Source organism: Clostridium sp., assembly GCF_036660475.1.
In the GTDB taxonomy this organism is placed as follows: Bacteria; Bacillota; Clostridia; order Clostridiales; family Clostridiaceae; genus Clostridium_J.
Genome location: NZ_JAVXAO010000002.1, coordinates 487,691 through 505,287, shown reverse-complemented (window position 1 = coordinate 505,287; position 17,597 = coordinate 487,691). Strand labels below are relative to the sequence as shown.

At 32.2% G+C, this 17,597-nt stretch carries 16 protein-coding genes; 15 read left to right on the top strand and 1 reads right to left on the bottom strand.

Translation table 11 applies throughout. From position 1 onward, the window contains the following. The first annotated feature begins 2 nt into the window (after positions 1–2). The 12 genes from glmS (at position 3) to RSA29_RS05300 (ending at position 12,413) form a co-directional block, all read left to right on the top strand. Positions 3–413, top strand: coding sequence for a methylaspartate mutase subunit S (gene glmS / locus RSA29_RS05355; RefSeq protein ID WP_346933183.1), 411 nt, complete (start codon positions 3–5; stop codon positions 411–413). A gap of 68 nt (positions 414–481) precedes the next feature. Continuing rightward, entirely contained in the window at positions 482–1,876 is a 1,395-nt protein-coding gene (gene glmL / locus RSA29_RS05350; protein ID WP_346942681.1) for a methylaspartate mutase accessory protein GlmL, read from the top strand. Between the two features lie 21 nt (positions 1,877–1,897). Beyond that, positions 1,898–3,349 carry a methylaspartate mutase subunit E gene (locus RSA29_RS05345; protein WP_346942682.1) on the top strand — a complete coding sequence of 484 codons (1,452 nt, stop codon included), beginning with the start codon at positions 1,898–1,900 and terminating at the stop codon, positions 3,347–3,349. Positions 3,350–3,422: 73 nt separating this feature from the next. Continuing rightward, positions 3,423–4,667 carry a methylaspartate ammonia-lyase gene (locus RSA29_RS05340; RefSeq protein ID WP_346933186.1) on the top strand — a complete coding sequence of 415 codons (1,245 nt, stop codon included), beginning with the start codon at positions 3,423–3,425 and terminating at the stop codon, positions 4,665–4,667. A 235-nt stretch (positions 4,668–4,902) separates the two neighbouring features. Further along, positions 4,903–5,745, top strand: coding sequence for a fumarate hydratase (locus tag RSA29_RS05335; protein WP_346933187.1), 843 nt, complete (start codon positions 4,903–4,905; stop codon positions 5,743–5,745). A 16-nt stretch (positions 5,746–5,761) separates the two neighbouring features. Continuing rightward, a complete protein-coding gene (locus RSA29_RS05330; protein WP_346942683.1) occupies positions 5,762–6,319 on the top strand; it encodes a Fe-S-containing hydro-lyase in 558 nt (185 codons plus the stop codon). A gap of 30 nt (positions 6,320–6,349) precedes the next feature. Continuing rightward, the gene (gene citD, locus RSA29_RS05325; RefSeq protein WP_346942684.1) at positions 6,350–6,613 is read left to right on the top strand and encodes a citrate lyase acyl carrier protein; all 264 of its coding nucleotides are present in this window, start codon (positions 6,350–6,352) and stop codon (positions 6,611–6,613) included. An 11-nt stretch (positions 6,614–6,624) separates the two neighbouring features. Further along, positions 6,625–7,494, top strand: a complete 870-nt coding sequence (locus RSA29_RS05320) for an aldolase/citrate lyase family protein (RefSeq protein WP_346942685.1) — start codon at positions 6,625–6,627, stop codon at positions 7,492–7,494. 22 nt (positions 7,495–7,516) lie between these two features. Beyond that, entirely contained in the window at positions 7,517–9,055 is a 1,539-nt protein-coding gene (citF, locus tag RSA29_RS05315) for a citrate lyase subunit alpha (RefSeq protein WP_346942686.1), read from the top strand. A 395-nt stretch (positions 9,056–9,450) separates the two neighbouring features. After that, on the top strand, positions 9,451–10,002 hold the full coding sequence (locus RSA29_RS05310; protein WP_346942687.1) for a sigma-70 family RNA polymerase sigma factor: 552 nt from the start codon (positions 9,451–9,453) through the stop codon (positions 10,000–10,002). A gap of 14 nt (positions 10,003–10,016) precedes the next feature. Next, the gene (locus tag RSA29_RS05305; RefSeq protein WP_346942688.1) at positions 10,017–11,039 is read left to right on the top strand and encodes a DUF4652 domain-containing protein; all 1,023 of its coding nucleotides are present in this window, start codon (positions 10,017–10,019) and stop codon (positions 11,037–11,039) included. A 105-nt stretch (positions 11,040–11,144) separates the two neighbouring features. Beyond that, a complete protein-coding gene (locus RSA29_RS05300) occupies positions 11,145–12,413 on the top strand; it encodes a hypothetical protein (protein WP_346942689.1) in 1,269 nt (422 codons plus the stop codon). Positions 12,414–12,688: 275 nt separating this feature from the next. On the opposite strand, the gene RSA29_RS05295 is transcribed toward RSA29_RS05300, so the two are convergent. After that, complete coding sequence (locus tag RSA29_RS05295; protein ID WP_346942690.1) at positions 12,689–13,699, bottom strand: hypothetical protein; 1,011 nt, start codon at positions 13,697–13,699, stop codon at positions 12,689–12,691. A gap of 172 nt (positions 13,700–13,871) precedes the next feature. On the opposite strand from RSA29_RS05295, the gene cdaA reads away from it, so the two are divergent. From cdaA to RSA29_RS05280, 3 genes are read left to right on the top strand one after another with little or no spacing between them, the layout of a single operon-like run. Next, entirely contained in the window at positions 13,872–14,720 is an 849-nt protein-coding gene (gene cdaA, locus RSA29_RS05290; RefSeq protein WP_346942691.1) for a diadenylate cyclase CdaA, read from the top strand. Then, positions 14,690–15,925 carry a CdaR family protein gene (locus RSA29_RS05285; protein ID WP_346942692.1) on the top strand — a complete coding sequence of 412 codons (1,236 nt, stop codon included), beginning with the start codon at positions 14,690–14,692 and terminating at the stop codon, positions 15,923–15,925. Before cdaA ends, RSA29_RS05285 begins: the two co-directional genes overlap by 31 nt. 2 nt (positions 15,926–15,927) lie before the next feature. Next, on the top strand, positions 15,928–17,529 hold the full coding sequence (locus RSA29_RS05280; RefSeq protein ID WP_346942693.1) for an FAD-dependent protein: 1,602 nt from the start codon (positions 15,928–15,930) through the stop codon (positions 17,527–17,529). The last annotated feature ends 68 nt before the right edge of the window (positions 17,530–17,597 follow it).

Below are 17,597 nucleotides of genomic sequence, written 5' to 3'. Positions count from 1 at the left end.
AAATGGAAAAAAAGACATTAGTTCTTGGAGTCATTGGAGCAGATTGCCACGCCGTTGGTAACAAAATATTAGATTATGCCCTTACAGAAGCAGGATTTAAGGTTATTAACATAGGAGTATTATCACCACAAGAAGATTTCATAAACGCAGCAGTTGAAACAAATGCAGATGCAATGATAGTTTCTTCACTTTATGGACATGGAGAAATTGATTGTAGAGGATTAAGAGAAAAATGTGATGAGGCAGGACTTAAAGATATACTAATTTATGTAGGTGGAAATATTGTTGTTGGTAAACAAGATTGGAATGAAGTATACTCAAGATTTAAAGCTATGGGCTTTGATAGAGTTTATCCACCAGGAACAAGCTTAGAGACTACTATCCATGATCTAAACGAAGACTTAGGAATATAATAGAAAAGTAATATAGAACAACTAATTTAATTTACTAAAAGTTGTAATATGGAACTGGAGTGATTTAGGTGAATGCTTATTTACTTTTAGATTTTGGTAGCACATATACAAAATTGACTGCAGTAGATATAGAAAATGAGAAAATATTAGCTACAGCAAAAGATATAACAACTATTGAAAATGATATAATGATAGGATTCAATAAAGCCTATGAGAAACTCATGAATCAGCTAGAGGGGAAAGAGGTAAACTTTGTTAAGAAGCTTGCTTGTTCTTCAGCAGCTGGTGGACTAAAGATGGTTGCTATTGGACTTGTTCCAGAGCTTACTGCAGAAGCTGCTAAAAGAGCAGCCTTAGGAGCAGGAGCTAGAGTGATAAAGGTGTATAGCTACGAATTAACACAAGATGAAATATTGGAAATAAAAAATTCTGATTTAGATATAATTCTCCTAGCGGGAGGAACAAATGGTGGAAATAAACAATGTATTTTACATAATGCAAGAATGCTGGTAGAGTGTGGTGTTAATATTCCAATAGTTGTTGCTGGAAATAAAGGAGCAAACGATGAGATAAAACAAATGTTTACAGAAGCGGGGTTTTATTTCAGTATAACAGAGAATGTTATGCCACAATTGAATGTATTAAATGTAGAACCGGCTAGAGAAGAAATAAGAAAAGTATTTATGGAAAGAATAACTGATGCAAAAGGATTGTCTAATGCAGAAAGTTTTATAAATGGAATACTTATGCCTACTCCAGCAGCAGTGCTTAAAGCTGCTAGAGTGCTCGGAGAAGGTAGCGATGAAGAAGAGGGGCTTGGAGATCTAGTTATAATTGATATAGGTGGTGCAACTACAGATGTTCACTCTATTGGAAGTGGAGAACCAACTAAAGGTGGAGTAAATATGAAGGGGTTAGAAGAACCCTTTGCAAAGAGAACCGTAGAGGGGGATCTTGGAATGAGGTATTCAGCAGTGTCACTTTGGGAGGCTGCTGGAAGTAGAAAACTCCGAGGATACCTAAATGATTATGATAGGAAAATAGATATCGAAGCAAAATGTAAGTATAGAAATAGTAACATAATGATGGTACCTGATACAGAGTCAGATATAAGCTTTGATGAGGCTATGGCCAAGGCGGCTACAGAACTTTCAATGGAAAGACATTGTGGAACGGTTGAATGCATATACACTCCAATGGGTGCTGTATATAATCAATTGGGAAAAGATTTAATGGATGTGAAGTACATTATAGGTACAGGTGGAGTTTTAGTTCATAGTAATAATCCAGCAGATATATTAAACTCAGGAAAATTTAACGTGGAAAATGCAGTATCCTTAAGACCTAAAAATCCAAAGACATTAGTGGACAAAACTTATATATTGTCATCAATGGGGTTACTTGCACAAGATTATCCAGATAAAGCGGTAAGAATAATGAAAAAATATTTAGTAGAAGTGTAAATCACTAGGAGGTAAATTGAAGTGGAACTAAAAAATAAGAAGTGGTCCGAGGAAGAGTTCTTTAAGGTAAGGGAAGAGGTTTTAGCACAATGGCCAACAGGTAAAGAAATAGACTTACAAGAAGCCATAGACTATAACAAAAAAATTCCAGCACATAAAAACTTTGCAAAGAAGTTAATTGAAGCAAAGGAAGCGGGTATAACCCTAGCTCAACCAAGGGCTGGTGTAGCTTTAATAGATAGCCACATAGAATTACTAAACTACTTAGATAAAGAAGGTGGAGCAGACCTACTACCATCTACAATAGATAGTTATACAAGACAAAATAGATATGAAGAATGTGAAGTAGGGATACAGGAAAGTATAAAAGCCAGAAGATCACTTCTTAATGGATTCCCAGGAGTTAACCACGGAGTTGAAGGGTGTAGAAAAGTATTCGAATCAGTAAATCTACCATTAGAATCAAGACACGGTACTCCAGATGGAAGATTACTTGCAGAGATCACGCATGCATCTGGTTGGACATCAAATGAGGGTGGAGGTATATCTTATAACATACCATACGCTAAAAGTGTTACATTAGAAAAGACTATTTATGATTGGCAATATTGCGATAGATTAGTTGGGTTCTATGAAGAGCAAGGGATATCTATCAATAGAGAGCCATTTGGACCATTAACGGGGACTTTAGTTCCACCAAGTACATCTAATGCGGTTGCTATAGTAGAATCATTACTTGCGGCAGAGCAAGGTGTTAAAAATATTACAGTTGGATATGGACAATGTGGTAACTTAATACAAGACGTTGCAGCGATTAGAGCACTTGAAGAGCAATGTAGTGATTATCTAAGAGCTTATGGGTATGGAGATGTTTATTTAACAACTGTATTCCACCAATGGATGGGAGGATTCCCAGCTGATGAGGCTAAAGCATTTGGAGTTATATCTACAGGAGCAGCGGCAGCAGCACTTGCAGGAGCTACAAAAGTTATAGTTAAAACACCACATGAAGCTATAGGGATTCCTACAAAAGAAGCTAATGCACAAGGTATAAGAGCAACAAAAATGACTTTAAACTTATTAGGTGGTCAAAAAATGCACTTATCTGATGAACTTAGAACTGAAATTGCTATAATTAAAGCTGAGACAAGATGCATGGTAGATAAGTTATATGAAATCGGTAAAGGTGACTTAGCTACTGGAGCAGTAAAAGGATTTGACATGGGAATTATAGATGTTCCATTTGCACCAAGTAAATATAATGCGGGTAAAATGATGCCTGCAAGAGATAACAATGGAGCGGTTAGATATCTTAAATTTGGAAATGTTCCATTTAATGCAGAGCTTAAAGCTTTTAATATGAAGAAGCTAGATGAAAGAGGAAAATATGAGAATCGTGAAGTTGGATTCCAAATGACGATAGATGATATTTTTGCTGTAGGAAAAGGAAAACTTGTAGGAAGACCAGAGTAATAATTTAAAAATTGTAAATTAATCACAGGATAATAGTAAAACTTTTAAAATTAAGAAAGTAAGGTGTATTTAAATGAAAATTGTTGATGTTGTATGTTCCGCAGGAAGAACTGGATTTTACTTTGATGACCAAAGAGCTATAAAAGCAGGAGCAGGTCATGATGGATTTACTTATGTAGGGGAACCAGTAACTGAAGGATTCACTTCAATAAGACAAGCAGGGGAATCTATATCTGTAATGTTAATACTTGAAGATGGTCAAGTGGCTGTTGGAGATTGTGCAGCAGTACAATACTCAGGAGCAGGTGGACGTGATCCATTATTTTTAGCAAAAGACTTTATACCGGTTATAGAAAATGAAATAGCGCCAAAACTTATAGGTAGAGAATTAACTAATTTTAAATTTTTAGCTGAAGAATTTGATAGAATGACTATTAATGGTAAAAGACTTCATACTGCTATAAGATATGGAGTAACTCAAGCAATTCTTGATGCAGTTTCAAAAGCTAAAAAAGTTACTATGGCTGAAGTTGTAAGAGATGAATACGACACAGGCGTAGATATAAAGAGAATTCCAATATTTACACAATCAGGTGATGATAGATACAATAATGCAGATAAAATGATTATTAAAGGTGCAGATGTAATGCCTCATGCTTTAATAAACCATGTAGAAGATAAATTAGGATTAAAGGGTGAAAAACTTCTTGATTATGTTACTTGGTTAAGTGCTAGAGTATTAAAATTAAGAACTAGTGAAGACTATAACCCAATATTCCACATAGATGTTTATGGAACTATAGGAGTTGCATTTAACAATGATATAAAAGCTATGGCAGATTATATAGCTACATTAGAAGAAGCAGCAAAACCTTTCAAATTAAGAATTGAAGGACCAATGGACGTAGAGCATAGAGAAAAACAAATGGAAGCGTTAAGAGAATTAACAGCTGAGCTTGATAACAGAGACATAAACGTTGAATTAGTTGCAGACGAATGGTGCAATACTTATGATGACGTAGTATTCTTTGCAGATCATAATTCAGGACATATGCTTCAAATAAAAACTCCAGACCTTGGTGGAGTAAACAACACAATCGAAGCAATATTATATTGTAAGAAAATGAATGTTGGAGCTTACTGTGGAGGAACTTGTAACGAAACAAATAGATCAGCAGAAATTTGTACAAATATTGCTATAGCATGTGGAGCAGATCAATGTTTAGCTAAACCAGGAATGGGTGTTGATGAAGGCTACATGATAGTAAACAATGAAATGAATAGGGTTGTTGCCTTAGTAAACAGAAGAAAGAAATAGAAAATTAATGGTAAATAAAAAGGCAGTTTAATTAAACTGCCTTTTACTTATAGGGGCATAATTTTAAATTTAGAATATAAAATTTAAAATTATAAATAAAAAATTTAAAAAGTGAATTATGAGAGTAAAAATGGTAGATTTAATAATATAATTTAAGAAATTGTGAAAGAATTTCAACATGAATTTATAATCTATAATTTATAATTCTTAATTGAAGATATTGGAGGAGTATATTATGAGAGAAATAAATGTTTCAGAGGTAACTGGAGCTGTAAAAAAACTATGTATTGATGCTAACTATTACTTAAGTGATGATATTAAAAATAGACTTAAGAAATCCCATGAAGAAGAAGATTGGGATATTGCGAAGGGTATATTGAACAAGATATTAGTAAATGCTGATATAGCTAAAAATGAAGATGTACCAATGTGTCAAGATACAGGTGTTGCATGTGTATTTATAGAGATTGGGCAAGATATTCATGTTGTTGGTGGCTCTTTAGAAGAGGCTATAAATGAAGGAGTAAGACAAGGGTATAAAGACGGTTATTTGAGAAAATCTGTAGTTAAAGACCCTTTAGATAGGGTAAACACAAAAGATAATACACCAGCTATGATTTATTATAATATTGTACCAGGTGATAAACTTAAGATAACAGTATCACCTAAGGGCTTTGGTTCGGAAAATATGAGTCAAATAAAAATGTTGAAACCTTCAGATGGAGTTCAAGGTGTTAAGGATTTTATAATAAAGGTTGTTAAAGAAGCTGGACCAAATCCATGTCCACCAATTATTGTTGGAGTTGGAATTGGAGGTACATTTGATAAGGCGGCAGCTATTTCAAAAAAATCACTTTTAAGATCTGTGGATGTTAGAAATGAAAATCCATATTATGCAGATTTAGAAAATGAACTGTTAACTACGATAAATGAGTTAGGCATAGGACCACAAGGATTTGGTGGGAAAACTACAGCACTGGCAGTAAATATTGAAACTTATCCTACTCATATAGCGGGTCTTCCAGTAGCCGTTAATATTAGTTGTCATGCAACAAGACATGCTGAAGTAGAGATATAATAAGGGGGAAAGTTTTATGGAAAAAAGAATAACTACACCACTTACAGAGGAAAAGGTTAAAGAGTTAAAGGCTGGGGATAGTGTTTTATTAAGCGGAGTTATATATACTGGAAGAGATGCGGCTCATAAGAGGCTTGCAGAGCTTTTAGAAAAGGGAGAAGAGCTTCCTATAGATGTAAAGGATAGTGTAATATATTATGTAGGGCCGACACCTGCAAAAGAGGGTAGAGCAATAGGTTCAGCGGGACCTACTACTAGTTATAGAATGGATGCGTATACCCCTGCACTTTTGGATCATGGCTTAAGAGGAATGATTGGGAAAGGCTTAAGAAATACTGAAGTTATTGAATCAATGAAGAAAAACAAAGCAGTGTACTTTGGTGCAATAGGTGGTGCAGCAGCACTTATTGGTAAATGTGTAAAGAAAGCAGAAATAGTAACCTATGAAGATTTAGGTGCAGAGGCAATAAGAAGACTTGAGGTGGAAGATTTACCTATAGTAGTAGTTATAGACTCAGAGGGAAATAACTTATACGAAATGGGTAAAGAAGCATACTTAAACAGCAAAAAATAGTGGTATAATCCACATATAGAGGTGATTTATATGGAGATAAATAGAATTTCAAAGGCTGGAACCCTTGAATCAAATGATATATACGTTGTAATTATGCCAAATGAAGTGAATGGAATTATTATTGAGCTTGAAAGCTTAGTTATTAAACAATTTGGTAAGGAAATTGAGAGCGCTATAAGAGAAACATTAGAGCGTTTAGGTGTTAAAAATGCAGTGGTAAAAGCTCAGGACAAGGGTGCTCTTGATTATACAATAAGAGCAAGAGTTGAGACTGCAGTAAAAAGAGCACAGTAGGAGGTGTAAATATGAAGTTAAGAAGAACTATGCTTTTCATGCCAGGAAACAATCCAGGAATGCTTCAAGATGCATCAATACTAGGAGCTGATTCGGTGATTCTTGATCTTGAAGATGCAGTAAGTCTTACAGAAAAAGACAGTGCAAGAATACTTGTTAGAGAGGCTATTAAGAATGTAGATTACAGTGGGGTTGAGGTTGTTGTTAGAATTAACCCATTAACTACAGAATTTTCTAGAGAGGATATTGATGTTATTGGAAGAGTTAAACCAGATGCATTAATGGTTCCAAAGGCAACGGAGGAAGAATTAATAGAAATTAGTAGTATGTTAGATAGAATAGAATCAGAAGAAGGTTTTGAAGGTAAAAGTATTAAGCTAGTACCTATTGTTGAAAGTGCTTACGGTGTTGAAAATGTATATAGCATAATTAAATCTTCGGATAGAGTAGTTGCAGTACTTTTAGGGGCTGAGGATTTAACTTCCGATTTAGGGATAAAGAGAACTAAAGAAGGAAATGAAATATTCTATGCTAGAAATAGAGTTGCTGTAGCATGTAAGGCTATGAGGGTGGACTCTATAGACACGCCATTTACAGATACAAATGACTTTGACGGACTTAAGAAGGATATACTTCTAGCAAAGTCCCTTGGAATGACAGGAAAGGCATCAATTAATCCAAGGCAGATAGATACCATACATGCTGTATATGCACCGACTAAAGAAGAAATAGTATATGCAGAAAGGGTATTAGATGCAATGGAAGAAGCAGAAAGAGAAGGTAAGGGCGTATTTTCTCTAGATGGTAAAATGATAGATGCTCCAGTTATAAATAGAGCAAAGACTACTGTAGATTTAAGTAAAAAATTAGGCCTTATTTAATGAGGATTACGAGGTGATAAGGATGGAAAATATATTAGGGAGAGAACTTCCAGATTATATAGACGGATATGGGAAAGTAGTTCCTTTTGAAGGTGCCTTTAAAAATATGGAGCCGCTAAATAAAGCATCAGTGAATATTAAGCCGGTAGTTCCAATGGATAGCAAGCTAGTAGATTCTATAGATGGAGTTTTAAATAAAATAGAGCTTAAAGATGGTATGTGCGTATCATTTCATCATCATTTAAGAAATGGTGACTATATTCTTAATATGGTTGTAGAAGCTATTGCAAAGAGAGGGATAAAAGATCTAACAGTAGCAGCTAGTTCAATATTTCCAAATCATAAACCGCTAGTTGCATATATAGAAGATGGTACAGTCAGTAAAATATATGCAAACTATATTTCAGGTCCTGTGGCAGATGCAATTTCATCAGGGAAGCTAAAATATCCAGCAATAATGCACACCCATGGAGGCAGATCAAGAGCTATTGAAAGTGGTGATTTACACATTGATATTGCATTTATAGGGGCACCAGCTAGTGATGCTTATGGTAATATTAATGGACTTTATGGTAAATCAGCTTGTGGAGCACTTGGCTATGCAGTATCTGACGCAGAATATGCCGATACAGTAGTTGCTATAACTGATAACTTAGTAGGATACCCAAATTCACCTATAGAAATAAGTCAAGTTCATGTAGATTATGTAGTAAAGGTAGAGTCTATAGGAAATCCAGCAGGAATAGTGTCAGGAACTACACAGATAACTAAGGATCCAATTGGGCTTAAAATTGCAAAGACAGCCTTAGATGCTATGATAGCTTCAGGCCTTGTTAAAAATGGGATGTCATTCCAAACAGGGGCAGGAGGGATATCTTTAGCAGTTGCATCAGAACTTAGAGAACACATGAAGAAGAATGAAATTAAAGGAAGTTTTGCATCAGGTGGAATAACTGGATATATAGTAGATATGTTTGAAGATGGATTATTTGAAAGTTTACTTGATGTTCAATGTTTTGACTTAAAAGCTGTAAAATCTTGTGCGGTGAATCCAAGACATATGACTATGTCTGCATCAATGTATGGAAATGCTCACAACAAAGGTGCTGTAGTAAACAATTTAGATATAGTAATATTAGGCGCTACAGAGATTGATACAAACTTTAATGTTAACGTTACGACTGGATCAGATGGAACTATAATGGGTGGTTCAGGCGGTCACGCTGATACTGCAGCTGGATCTAAGCTAACAATAATAGTAACAAAACTTACTAAAGCTAGATTACCAATTATAAAAGATAAATTAACTACAATAACAACACCGGGAGAAACTATTGATGTAATAGTTACAGAGAGAGGCATTGCAGTTAACCCAAAAAGAACAGATTTAATTGAAGAGTTAAAAGCAGCGAATCTTAATGTAGTTACAATAGAAGAATTAAAGGAAATCGCAGAGAAGATTACAGGAACTCCAAGAGCAATAGAACTATCGGATGAAATAGTTGCTGTTGTAGAATATAGAGATGGAACAGTAATTGATGTAGTTAAAAAACCATTATAATAAGGGGAGTATCTATGGCAAAGCTAAAAGATCCATTTAAAGATGCTTGAAAAAGAGATTATAATGTAGGTAGGTATACCTATAAAGCAAATTGCATAGCGGCAGGAATAATAATTACAGCCATGTTTATTATACTAATGCTTTTATAAAAATTGATGTTATATTAAACTAAAGACTGTAGATCTAGTTCATTATAGGAATTAGATCTACAGTCTTATTTTTTATAATAAAAAATACTTATTATATGTGTAAATTGTAGTATAATTATAATATAAGAATAGGATGTAATGGGTTTATTTGTAATAAAATTGATGTAATAATTCCTAAGTTACTTACACAGAGGTGATACTTTATAAAATTGGTATCGTATTATTTATATAGAGAGAGGTATGAAGATGACTTCACAAAAAAAAGTGCCTTTAGAAGATGTTATTCTCGTAAATAATGTATTAAAAGGTGATATAAAAAGTTTTGAATTGATAGTACAGAAGTATCAGTTAAATATTTTTAGATTTGTTTATGCAATGATTAAACAGAAGGAAGCTAGTGAAGATATTGCACAAGAAGTATTTATAACAGTATATAATAAACTTAATATGTATAATAGTAAGTTTAGTTTTTACAATTGGATACTACAAATAGCAAAGAATAAAACTATAGACTACACTAGAAAGTATAGAAAAATTTACGAGAGTGATATTGATGAGGTGTATAATATATCATCGTCGGATATGAGCCCAGAAGAGTCGGCAGAATATGTTGAAGTTAAAACCAAAGTAAACGAATATATAAGTACTTTGGATGAAATAGATAAACAAATTTTAGGATTAAGGTATTCACAAGAGATGACATTTGGAGATATAGGACAGATTTTAGGTGTTACAGAAACTACAGTAAAAAGACGATACTATAAAGTAAGAGATGGATTTAAAATCTTTTGCAATTGAAAGTAGGAGGAACCATGATGAAGTGTAGTAAGTATAAAGAAAATTTGACACAATATATTGAGGGAAATTTGTCAGCTGAGTTGGATGAAAAGATGAGGGAGCATATTCTATCATGTGACAGTTGCAAAGAAAGCTATGAAAGAGAATTGATGGAGTACAAAGCTTTTAAGGATATGTTTTCACAAAAGGGGATAGAACTTAGTGGTTTTACAGATAAGGTTATGAATAGTATTGATAGAAGCAAATATACAAAGAAGACAAATATATTAAAAAGAAATCATAAAAATATAATTGCAATAGCTGCTGTCTTAGCGTTAGGAATTATAGTTACACCAATAACTATGAGTTTAATTAATAATAGAAATAATGAAATTTCATCAGCATCAATGAATTCTGAAGATAAGTTAGGGAAAAGCCAAGAAAATATAAACCCAAATGATATGGAAGGGTTAAAGATTGTACCTGATATGAAATCCAAAGATATTAGTGATGATAGTAGGAATAAGCCGAGGGGTCAAGAATATAATTATGTAGAAATATATTCGAGAATAGAAGTTTCACCGGTAGAAGAAATAAGTTTTAATACACCATTTATATCAACATCAGATAATAAATATGAAGGAACTATAGATGGTAAAGGCAAGACTGCAAGTGAAGAAGGTATAGGGAAAATTTATATAAAAGATACAGTAAACAATAAAATGTATAAATATGAAATTTCAGACCCAAATAATTTGATGGGTAACCAGATATCACCACTATCAATTAGCTGGTATGACAATACTCATATTATGATAATTCAAGGTGGAGGGTATGGAACCCTAGTTAATGGAGAAGAAATTATAATAATGGATATAACCACTGGGGAACAGATACTAATAGGTACAGCTTTAGATAAAGAAAGATTTGTTTCAATTGAAAAGGTAGGAAATGACCTAAAGATAAAATTAGTAAAGTATTTAAATGATGCTTTAACTGAATATAAAGAGATAGAGAAGATAGTGCCAGAATATAAGTTGGGTGATATAATAAAATAAAGAGGATAAGCGTATTACAAATAATTTTGCAATACGCTTTCATGTGTTAAAATTTATTGTAAGGATAAGAAAAGTTGGAAAAATAAGCAAGTAAGTGGTGGATAAATGAATAATACAAATAAATTATATAAAAAGGCTATGAATTATTACTGTGATGGCATGTTAGACAAGTCGTTGAAATGTTGCGATAAGATACTGGTTATTGAAAGGGGACATTCGCCTACATTAAATTTAAAAGGTTTGATATATTATATTAATGGGAATTTAGAAGAGGCCAAGTATTCTTGGAATTTAAGTTATAAATTAAATGGAGATGTAGTATCAAAGAAATATCTAGATGATTCAAGAATAGATGAAGGTAATGAATTTATATTTAGTCAAGGGGTACTACTATTTAATGAAATAAAGATAAGGGAAGCTTTAAAATGTTTTATGAAATGTGAAAAATCTAATTTTAATAGTTTGAAGCTATGGAATTACATTTCAAAATGTTATATGCAGTTAGGTCAGCATCAGATTAGTGTAAAATATGTTGGAAATGTTTTAGAGTTAGATAGAAATAATGAAGAGGCTTTAAAAATAAAATCTCAGTTAATTGAGCTTGGGTTTATAGTTAAAAAAAAGAATGAAGTAAGTAAAAAGACACTAATATCATTAGTTGTGATAGTTTTCGTAATAGTATTAGGGATTTCAGTACTAAGTGGATATAAATTATTATCTAAGAGAAATCAAGAGAAAATACAAGCAGGGATCGATTCAAATTTAGACAATTTCCAAGGAAATAATGAAAAAAATAACAGTAATGTGGATAATAGTGTAAGTGAAAATGAAAAAGGTGATGAAAAAAAGGGGACTGAAAGTTTATTTCAGGCAAAAGAGTTAAATAAGTACATAGAAAATGAAGAGTATGAAAATATAATAAATTACATAAGTAAGCATGATATAAGTACCTTGGCAATTAATGACAAGATAGTAGTTCAAAATGCAGTAGACTTAATAAAAACTAAAGGTGTGATTTATTTATATGAAAAGGGAAGTAACCTTATTAAAGATAATAATATTGAAGATGCTATAACTTCACTTAAGTTAGCCTATGAATATAGTGGGGAAAGCTATCTTAATGAACATATTCTATTTATGATAGGGGTTTCCTATGAGAAACTAGGGAATATAGAGAATTCAAATAAATATTATGAGGGTTATGTGGATAAGTACCTAGAAGAAGGATCTTATATTGAACAATGCATTTACTCTCTAGCGGTAAGCAATGCTTCAGTAGATATAGAGAAAGCTAAATTATATGCTAGGATTATTGTAGATAAATTTCAAGATTCCGAGTATAATAACACAAAGATAAAAGAAATACTACAATAAAATGCTGATATTACTTTAAGAAATATCAGCCAATATGAAGCTTTTATTTAGATTAAGGAGGCCATTGGTATCCTATGGCTGGAGATTAAATATAAATAAAGAGGAAATAGTTGGATAATAACTATTTCCTCTGTTTTATTTAAGGTTTATTTAAATTTCTATTGTAGTAGAATTTATTCTATTAAGAGTATCTATATTGTATGGAGTTACGGCGGCGAGGTTACAGAAAAGCAAAAGAATCAAAATGAACTTTTTCATATAATTCATCTCCTTTTTCAGTAAGTGCTATTTAAACTATTATACTCATTAATAAATTTTTTATACTTAACTTCCATATCACTGTAGATTTTACTACTTGAAATATACAGTGAATCCATAAAATCTTTTTTTATATCCTTATTTGATCTGCGAACATTTTCAGTTACTATGGCATATTTAACATCTAAAAGATAGTTATTATATAGAGTGATTATTTCAGAAAAATCATTATATATAGATGAAAATCTATCAGGTATAGTCATTTGAGATAACACATTTTTTACAGAATTAAGTTTGAGAAGTGTGTCATTAAGGTTAGAAATAAGTAATTCATAGGTAAGATTCCCACTACGACATTCAAGAACCTTACTATAATAATCGCATTTTAAGTTTTCAAGAGATATAACTAATTCACCTAAAGTGGATATAAATTTGGTGGATTCTGCTAACTTCATCTCTGATATTTTTCTAAGATTATTTGAAGACATACAATAATCTATAGAGAGGTCTATGGCAGAATTAAGAGAAATACCAAGATCAAATATGGAATTTTTATATGAAATTAAGCTATAATAATTTGTAGTTGTATCTCTAAAATTTTTTAGATTGTTTGCAGCTAAATCTATATCACTTCCGTAAGGGTTCTTAAGCATTGCATTTAGTTGATCTATGATGAGTATATTTTCACTTAGACCTTTTATTAGGTTTTTATAATCATTAGTATTATAATTATCTGCAATATATTTGCTGGAATTTAAATCTGAAGATATATTAATTAAATCTTCACTCATTTGTGGCAATACTTTTAGAGCGGTATCTATATCTAAAGAATTATTATCTAAAAAAGACTTAGATTTATTATTAACTTTTGAAATTGAGTTTATAGTATTATAAAGAACTCTCTTTCCTTTATTAGATGAAAATTGGTTAAAAAAACTGTAGCTTATAAAAAATAAGCATATACCAACTATAAAAAAACATAGATATTTGACTACTACATTGTTAATTTTAAAGTTTTCTCTACTCACTTAAAGCAGCCCCCTTTGTAATTATAAATATATATTAAGTTAGGTATTAAAATATTCATGATTTAATAATATTTAATATTTCAAAATATTTTTGCTTCAAAATGTATTTTTTATATTACAAACTAAACTATTGGTGTATAATTAGAATAGATTATCATTAGGTGGTGACTTTATGGAAGGTTTTAATTCACTAATAAACATTTTTAAGGGATTTTCAATATTTTCTGTTATTGATGTAATAGTTGTTTCTTATATATTTTATAAAGGATATACGTTGATAAAAGAAACAAGGGCGGAACAGTTATTAAAGGGAATTGTACTTATTTTCTTGTTGATACCAATCAGTGATGTATTAAATCTTAGAACTTTAAATTGGATACTTGAAAATACGTTAACAATTAGTGTGATTTCTATTATAATAATATTCCAGCCGGAAATAAGAAAGGCGCTAGAACACATAGGTAGAACTTCATTTGTTGATAAAATTATATATGAGGATGAAGAGGTAATGAAAAGTGTAGTTGATGAAATTGTTAATGCTGTTGAAGTGTTAGCCGATGAAAGGGTTGGAGCTCTTATAATAGTTGAGCAAAAGACCGGACTAGGCGACATTATAAATACAGGAACTAGGATAAATGGTGATGTATCATCAGCTCTTCTACAAAATATATTTGTTGTAAATACACCATTACATGATGGTGCTACAGTTATAAGAAATGATAAAATTGTAGCTTCAGGATGTTTTCTACCATTAACAAATGACGATAAGCTAAATAAACAATTAGGGACTAGGCACAGGGCAGGAATAGGAATAACTGAAATTACAGATTGTATAACAATAATAGTTTCTGAGGAAACAGGGGTTATTTCTTTAGCTATAAATGGAAGACTTCTTAGGAATTATGATAAGGACAAATTACGAAATGTATTGTTAAAAATCATGAAAAATAGGAATGGTAAAAAAGAATCATTTAAGGAAAGGGTAAAGCTATGGATAAGCAAAAAAGACAAGATATCATAATAAAAACTTGTTGTGTAGTAGCAGCATTAATATTATGGATGTATATTCGTAGTAGTGAAAACCCTGTTATTACTAGTGTAATTAAATATGTACCAGTACAAATAATTAATGAGGATACACTTTTAGACAGAGATTTGACATTAATATCAAATCAAGAGTTTTATGTGAATTTAACGGTTAAGGCAACCTCGTCAATAATTAAAGATTTAGATAAAAATAAAGATTTTAAACTTGTTGCGGATTTGCAAGGGTATGCATTAACAGAAGGTGAAAATAAAGTTCAAGTAAAGGTAAAAGAGGTTCCGGTGGGCGTAACAGTAGTAAACTCTGAAGGACTTTTAATGAAAATCGGAGTTGATGCCTTAGCAGATAAAGTGGTTAGTGTTTCAACAGATATAATTGGCGAGGTTATGGAAGGCTATTATAGTGAAGAGCCTGTTGTAACTCCAAATTCGGTGAAAATTTTCGGACCACAAAGATATTTAGATAAAGTGGTTAGTGCAGCAGCTCAAGTGGATATAACAAATGCTAGTGCAGACATAGATGAAAGTTGTAAACTAAAGGCAGTGGATTCAGATGGTAAAGAGGTTATTGGGGTTTCTGTATATCCAGAGTATTCACAAGTTCAAGTTAATGTAAAAAAGGGTAAGGTTCTAAATGTAAATGTAGTAACGAAAGGAACTCAAAACGCTAATGTTTCCATCGCTAGTATGGAAGCTATCCCTAAAAGTATTGAAGTTGCTGGAGCAACTGCAGTTATAGATGCACTTCAAACCATAGATACTGAACCAATTGATTTAAGTACGATAAATGATAATACAACTTTAAACGTAAATCTAATAATACCTACAGGGGTTCACACTGTAAATAATGAAAAGACTGTAAAGGTAAAATTTACAGTTAAAAAACAAGTTGAAAAGACCTTTAATATACCTATAACTTATGCTAATCTTGGTGAGGGATTGTCACTAGAACAGGATATTAAAGAAATGAAGTTAACGCTTCAAGGTGAACAAAATGAAATGGATAAACTTAAAGTAGAAAACTTCACGGTAACTGCAGAATTAAAAACTTTAATAGAAGGAACTCATGAAGTTCAATTGCAGATAGCGGGGGTACCATCTACAATACAGATAAAAACAAAACAACCAGATAAAATAGCGATAAAGATAAGTAAAAAGGCTGAGGCCGGAGGAGCAACATAATAATGACAATTAAAATAAGTAACTTAGTACTAGAAATAAAAGAAGATAATTTAGAGAACCTAAAATCAATGGCAGCAACTAAACTTGGAGTTGGAGAGGATGATTTTAAGTCCTTTAAGATAATTAAAGAATCCATAGATGCTAGAAAAAAATCAAATATAAAAGTTAATTATGCAGTAGAAGTAACCTGCGATAAGGAAAAAAAACTAATTGACAGAGCAAAAAGCAATGAAGTTAAAGCTGGAGAAGATGAATATACTATAAACTTTAACTCAGGAGAAAAGAAAATGCAAAGTAGACCTGTAATAGTTGGTATGGGACCAGCAGGCTTATTTGCAGGATTACTTTTGGCTGAAAGAGGATATTCACCTCTTATAATTGAAAGAGGTGAGGATGTAGATAGTAGAACTAAGTCGGTGGATGCATTCTGGACTAATAGAGAACTTAATACAAATAGTAATATGCAATTTGGGGAAGGTGGAGCTGGAACATTTTCAGATGGTAAGCTTACTTCTAGAGCTAAGGACCATAGATGTGGGTATGTACTAGAGGAGCTTGTTCTAGCGGGGGCACCTGAAGAAATTACATATATGGGGAAACCACATGTTGGTACAGATATATTAAAGGGCGTTATAAAAAATATTAGAGAAAAGATAAAAGCAAAGGGTGGGGAAGTTAGATTCTCTTCTAAACTTGAGGATATAGAAATAAGAAATAATAAAATCTATGATATAACTGTAGATGGCGAAAAAATTCCTTGTGATAATTTAATATTAGCTACAGGCCATAGTGCTAGAGATACATATGAAATGCTATTTAAAAGAGGCGTATCTATGTCAGCAAAGCCATTTGCAATAGGATTCAGAATTGAACATTTACAACAGATGATAGATGAGAATCAGTATGGCAAATTTGCAACACATCCAAAGCTAAGAGCTGCTGACTATAAGTTAGCCCATACAAGTAAGCAGTCTGGTAGAGGGGTATATAGTTTTTGTATGTGTCCAGGTGGTCAGGTAGTGGCGTCTTCATCAGAAGAAAATACTGTAGTAGTAAACGGAATGAGTAACTATAAAAGAGATGGCAAAAATGCCAATTCAGCAATAGTTGTATCAGTAGACCCTAAGGACTTTAGTGACACGACTCCATTAGGTGGAATTGAATTCCAAAGACATTATGAATCATTAGCTTATAAATTAGGTGGAGGTAACTACAATGCACCAGTTCAGTTAGTGAAAGACTTCTTAAATGATGAAGGCTCTAAAGGATTTAGAAAAGTAAAACCTACATATACACCAGGAACTAGACTTTCAAATTTAAGGGAATGTGCTCCTAAATTTGTTATAGATTCAATAAAAGAAGCTTTGCCGGTATTTGATAGAAAGATATCTGGTTATGCAGGCAATGATGCATTACTTACAGGTATTGAAACTAGAACATCAGCACCAGTAAAGATAAATAGAAATGAAAATTACGAGAGTATTAACGTAGAAGGATTGTATCCAACTGGAGAAGGTGCAGGATATGCAGGGGGAATTATATCAGCTGCTATAGATGGACTTCGTGTAGCTGAAAAAATCATAACAGAATATTCACCAAAATAACATTGATAACACCTTGATATTTAGGTATAAAATTTGCTAAAATATTAATTAAGAATATTTTAGCAAAT

What these genes read in the sequence shown, in the direction of transcription:
- glmS (WP_346933183.1), top strand. Translation starts at nt 3, where the DNA reads ATGGAAAAAAAGACATTAGTTCTTGGAGTCATTGGAGCAGATTGCCAC.
- RSA29_RS05335 (WP_346933187.1), top strand. Translation starts at nt 4,903, where the DNA reads ATGAGAGAAATAAATGTTTCAGAGGTAACTGGAGCTGTAAAAAAACTA.
- RSA29_RS05285 (WP_346942692.1), top strand. Translation starts at nt 14,690, where the DNA reads ATGGATAAGCAAAAAAGACAAGATATCATAATAAAAACTTGTTGTGTA.
- citF (WP_346942686.1), top strand. Translation starts at nt 7,517, where the DNA reads ATGGAAAATATATTAGGGAGAGAACTTCCAGATTATATAGACGGATAT.
- RSA29_RS05310 (WP_346942687.1), top strand. Translation starts at nt 9,451, where the DNA reads ATGACTTCACAAAAAAAAGTGCCTTTAGAAGATGTTATTCTCGTAAAT.
- RSA29_RS05280 (WP_346942693.1), top strand. Translation starts at nt 15,928, where the DNA reads ATGACAATTAAAATAAGTAACTTAGTACTAGAAATAAAAGAAGATAAT.
- RSA29_RS05330 (WP_346942683.1), top strand. Translation starts at nt 5,762, where the DNA reads ATGGAAAAAAGAATAACTACACCACTTACAGAGGAAAAGGTTAAAGAG.
- RSA29_RS05305 (WP_346942688.1), top strand. Translation starts at nt 10,017, where the DNA reads ATGATGAAGTGTAGTAAGTATAAAGAAAATTTGACACAATATATTGAG.
- RSA29_RS05340 (WP_346933186.1), top strand. Translation starts at nt 3,423, where the DNA reads ATGAAAATTGTTGATGTTGTATGTTCCGCAGGAAGAACTGGATTTTAC.
- cdaA (WP_346942691.1), top strand. Translation starts at nt 13,872, where the DNA reads ATGGAAGGTTTTAATTCACTAATAAACATTTTTAAGGGATTTTCAATA.
- RSA29_RS05300 (WP_346942689.1), top strand. Translation starts at nt 11,145, where the DNA reads ATGAATAATACAAATAAATTATATAAAAAGGCTATGAATTATTACTGT.
- RSA29_RS05320 (WP_346942685.1), top strand. Translation starts at nt 6,625, where the DNA reads ATGAAGTTAAGAAGAACTATGCTTTTCATGCCAGGAAACAATCCAGGA.
- citD (WP_346942684.1), top strand. Translation starts at nt 6,350, where the DNA reads ATGGAGATAAATAGAATTTCAAAGGCTGGAACCCTTGAATCAAATGAT.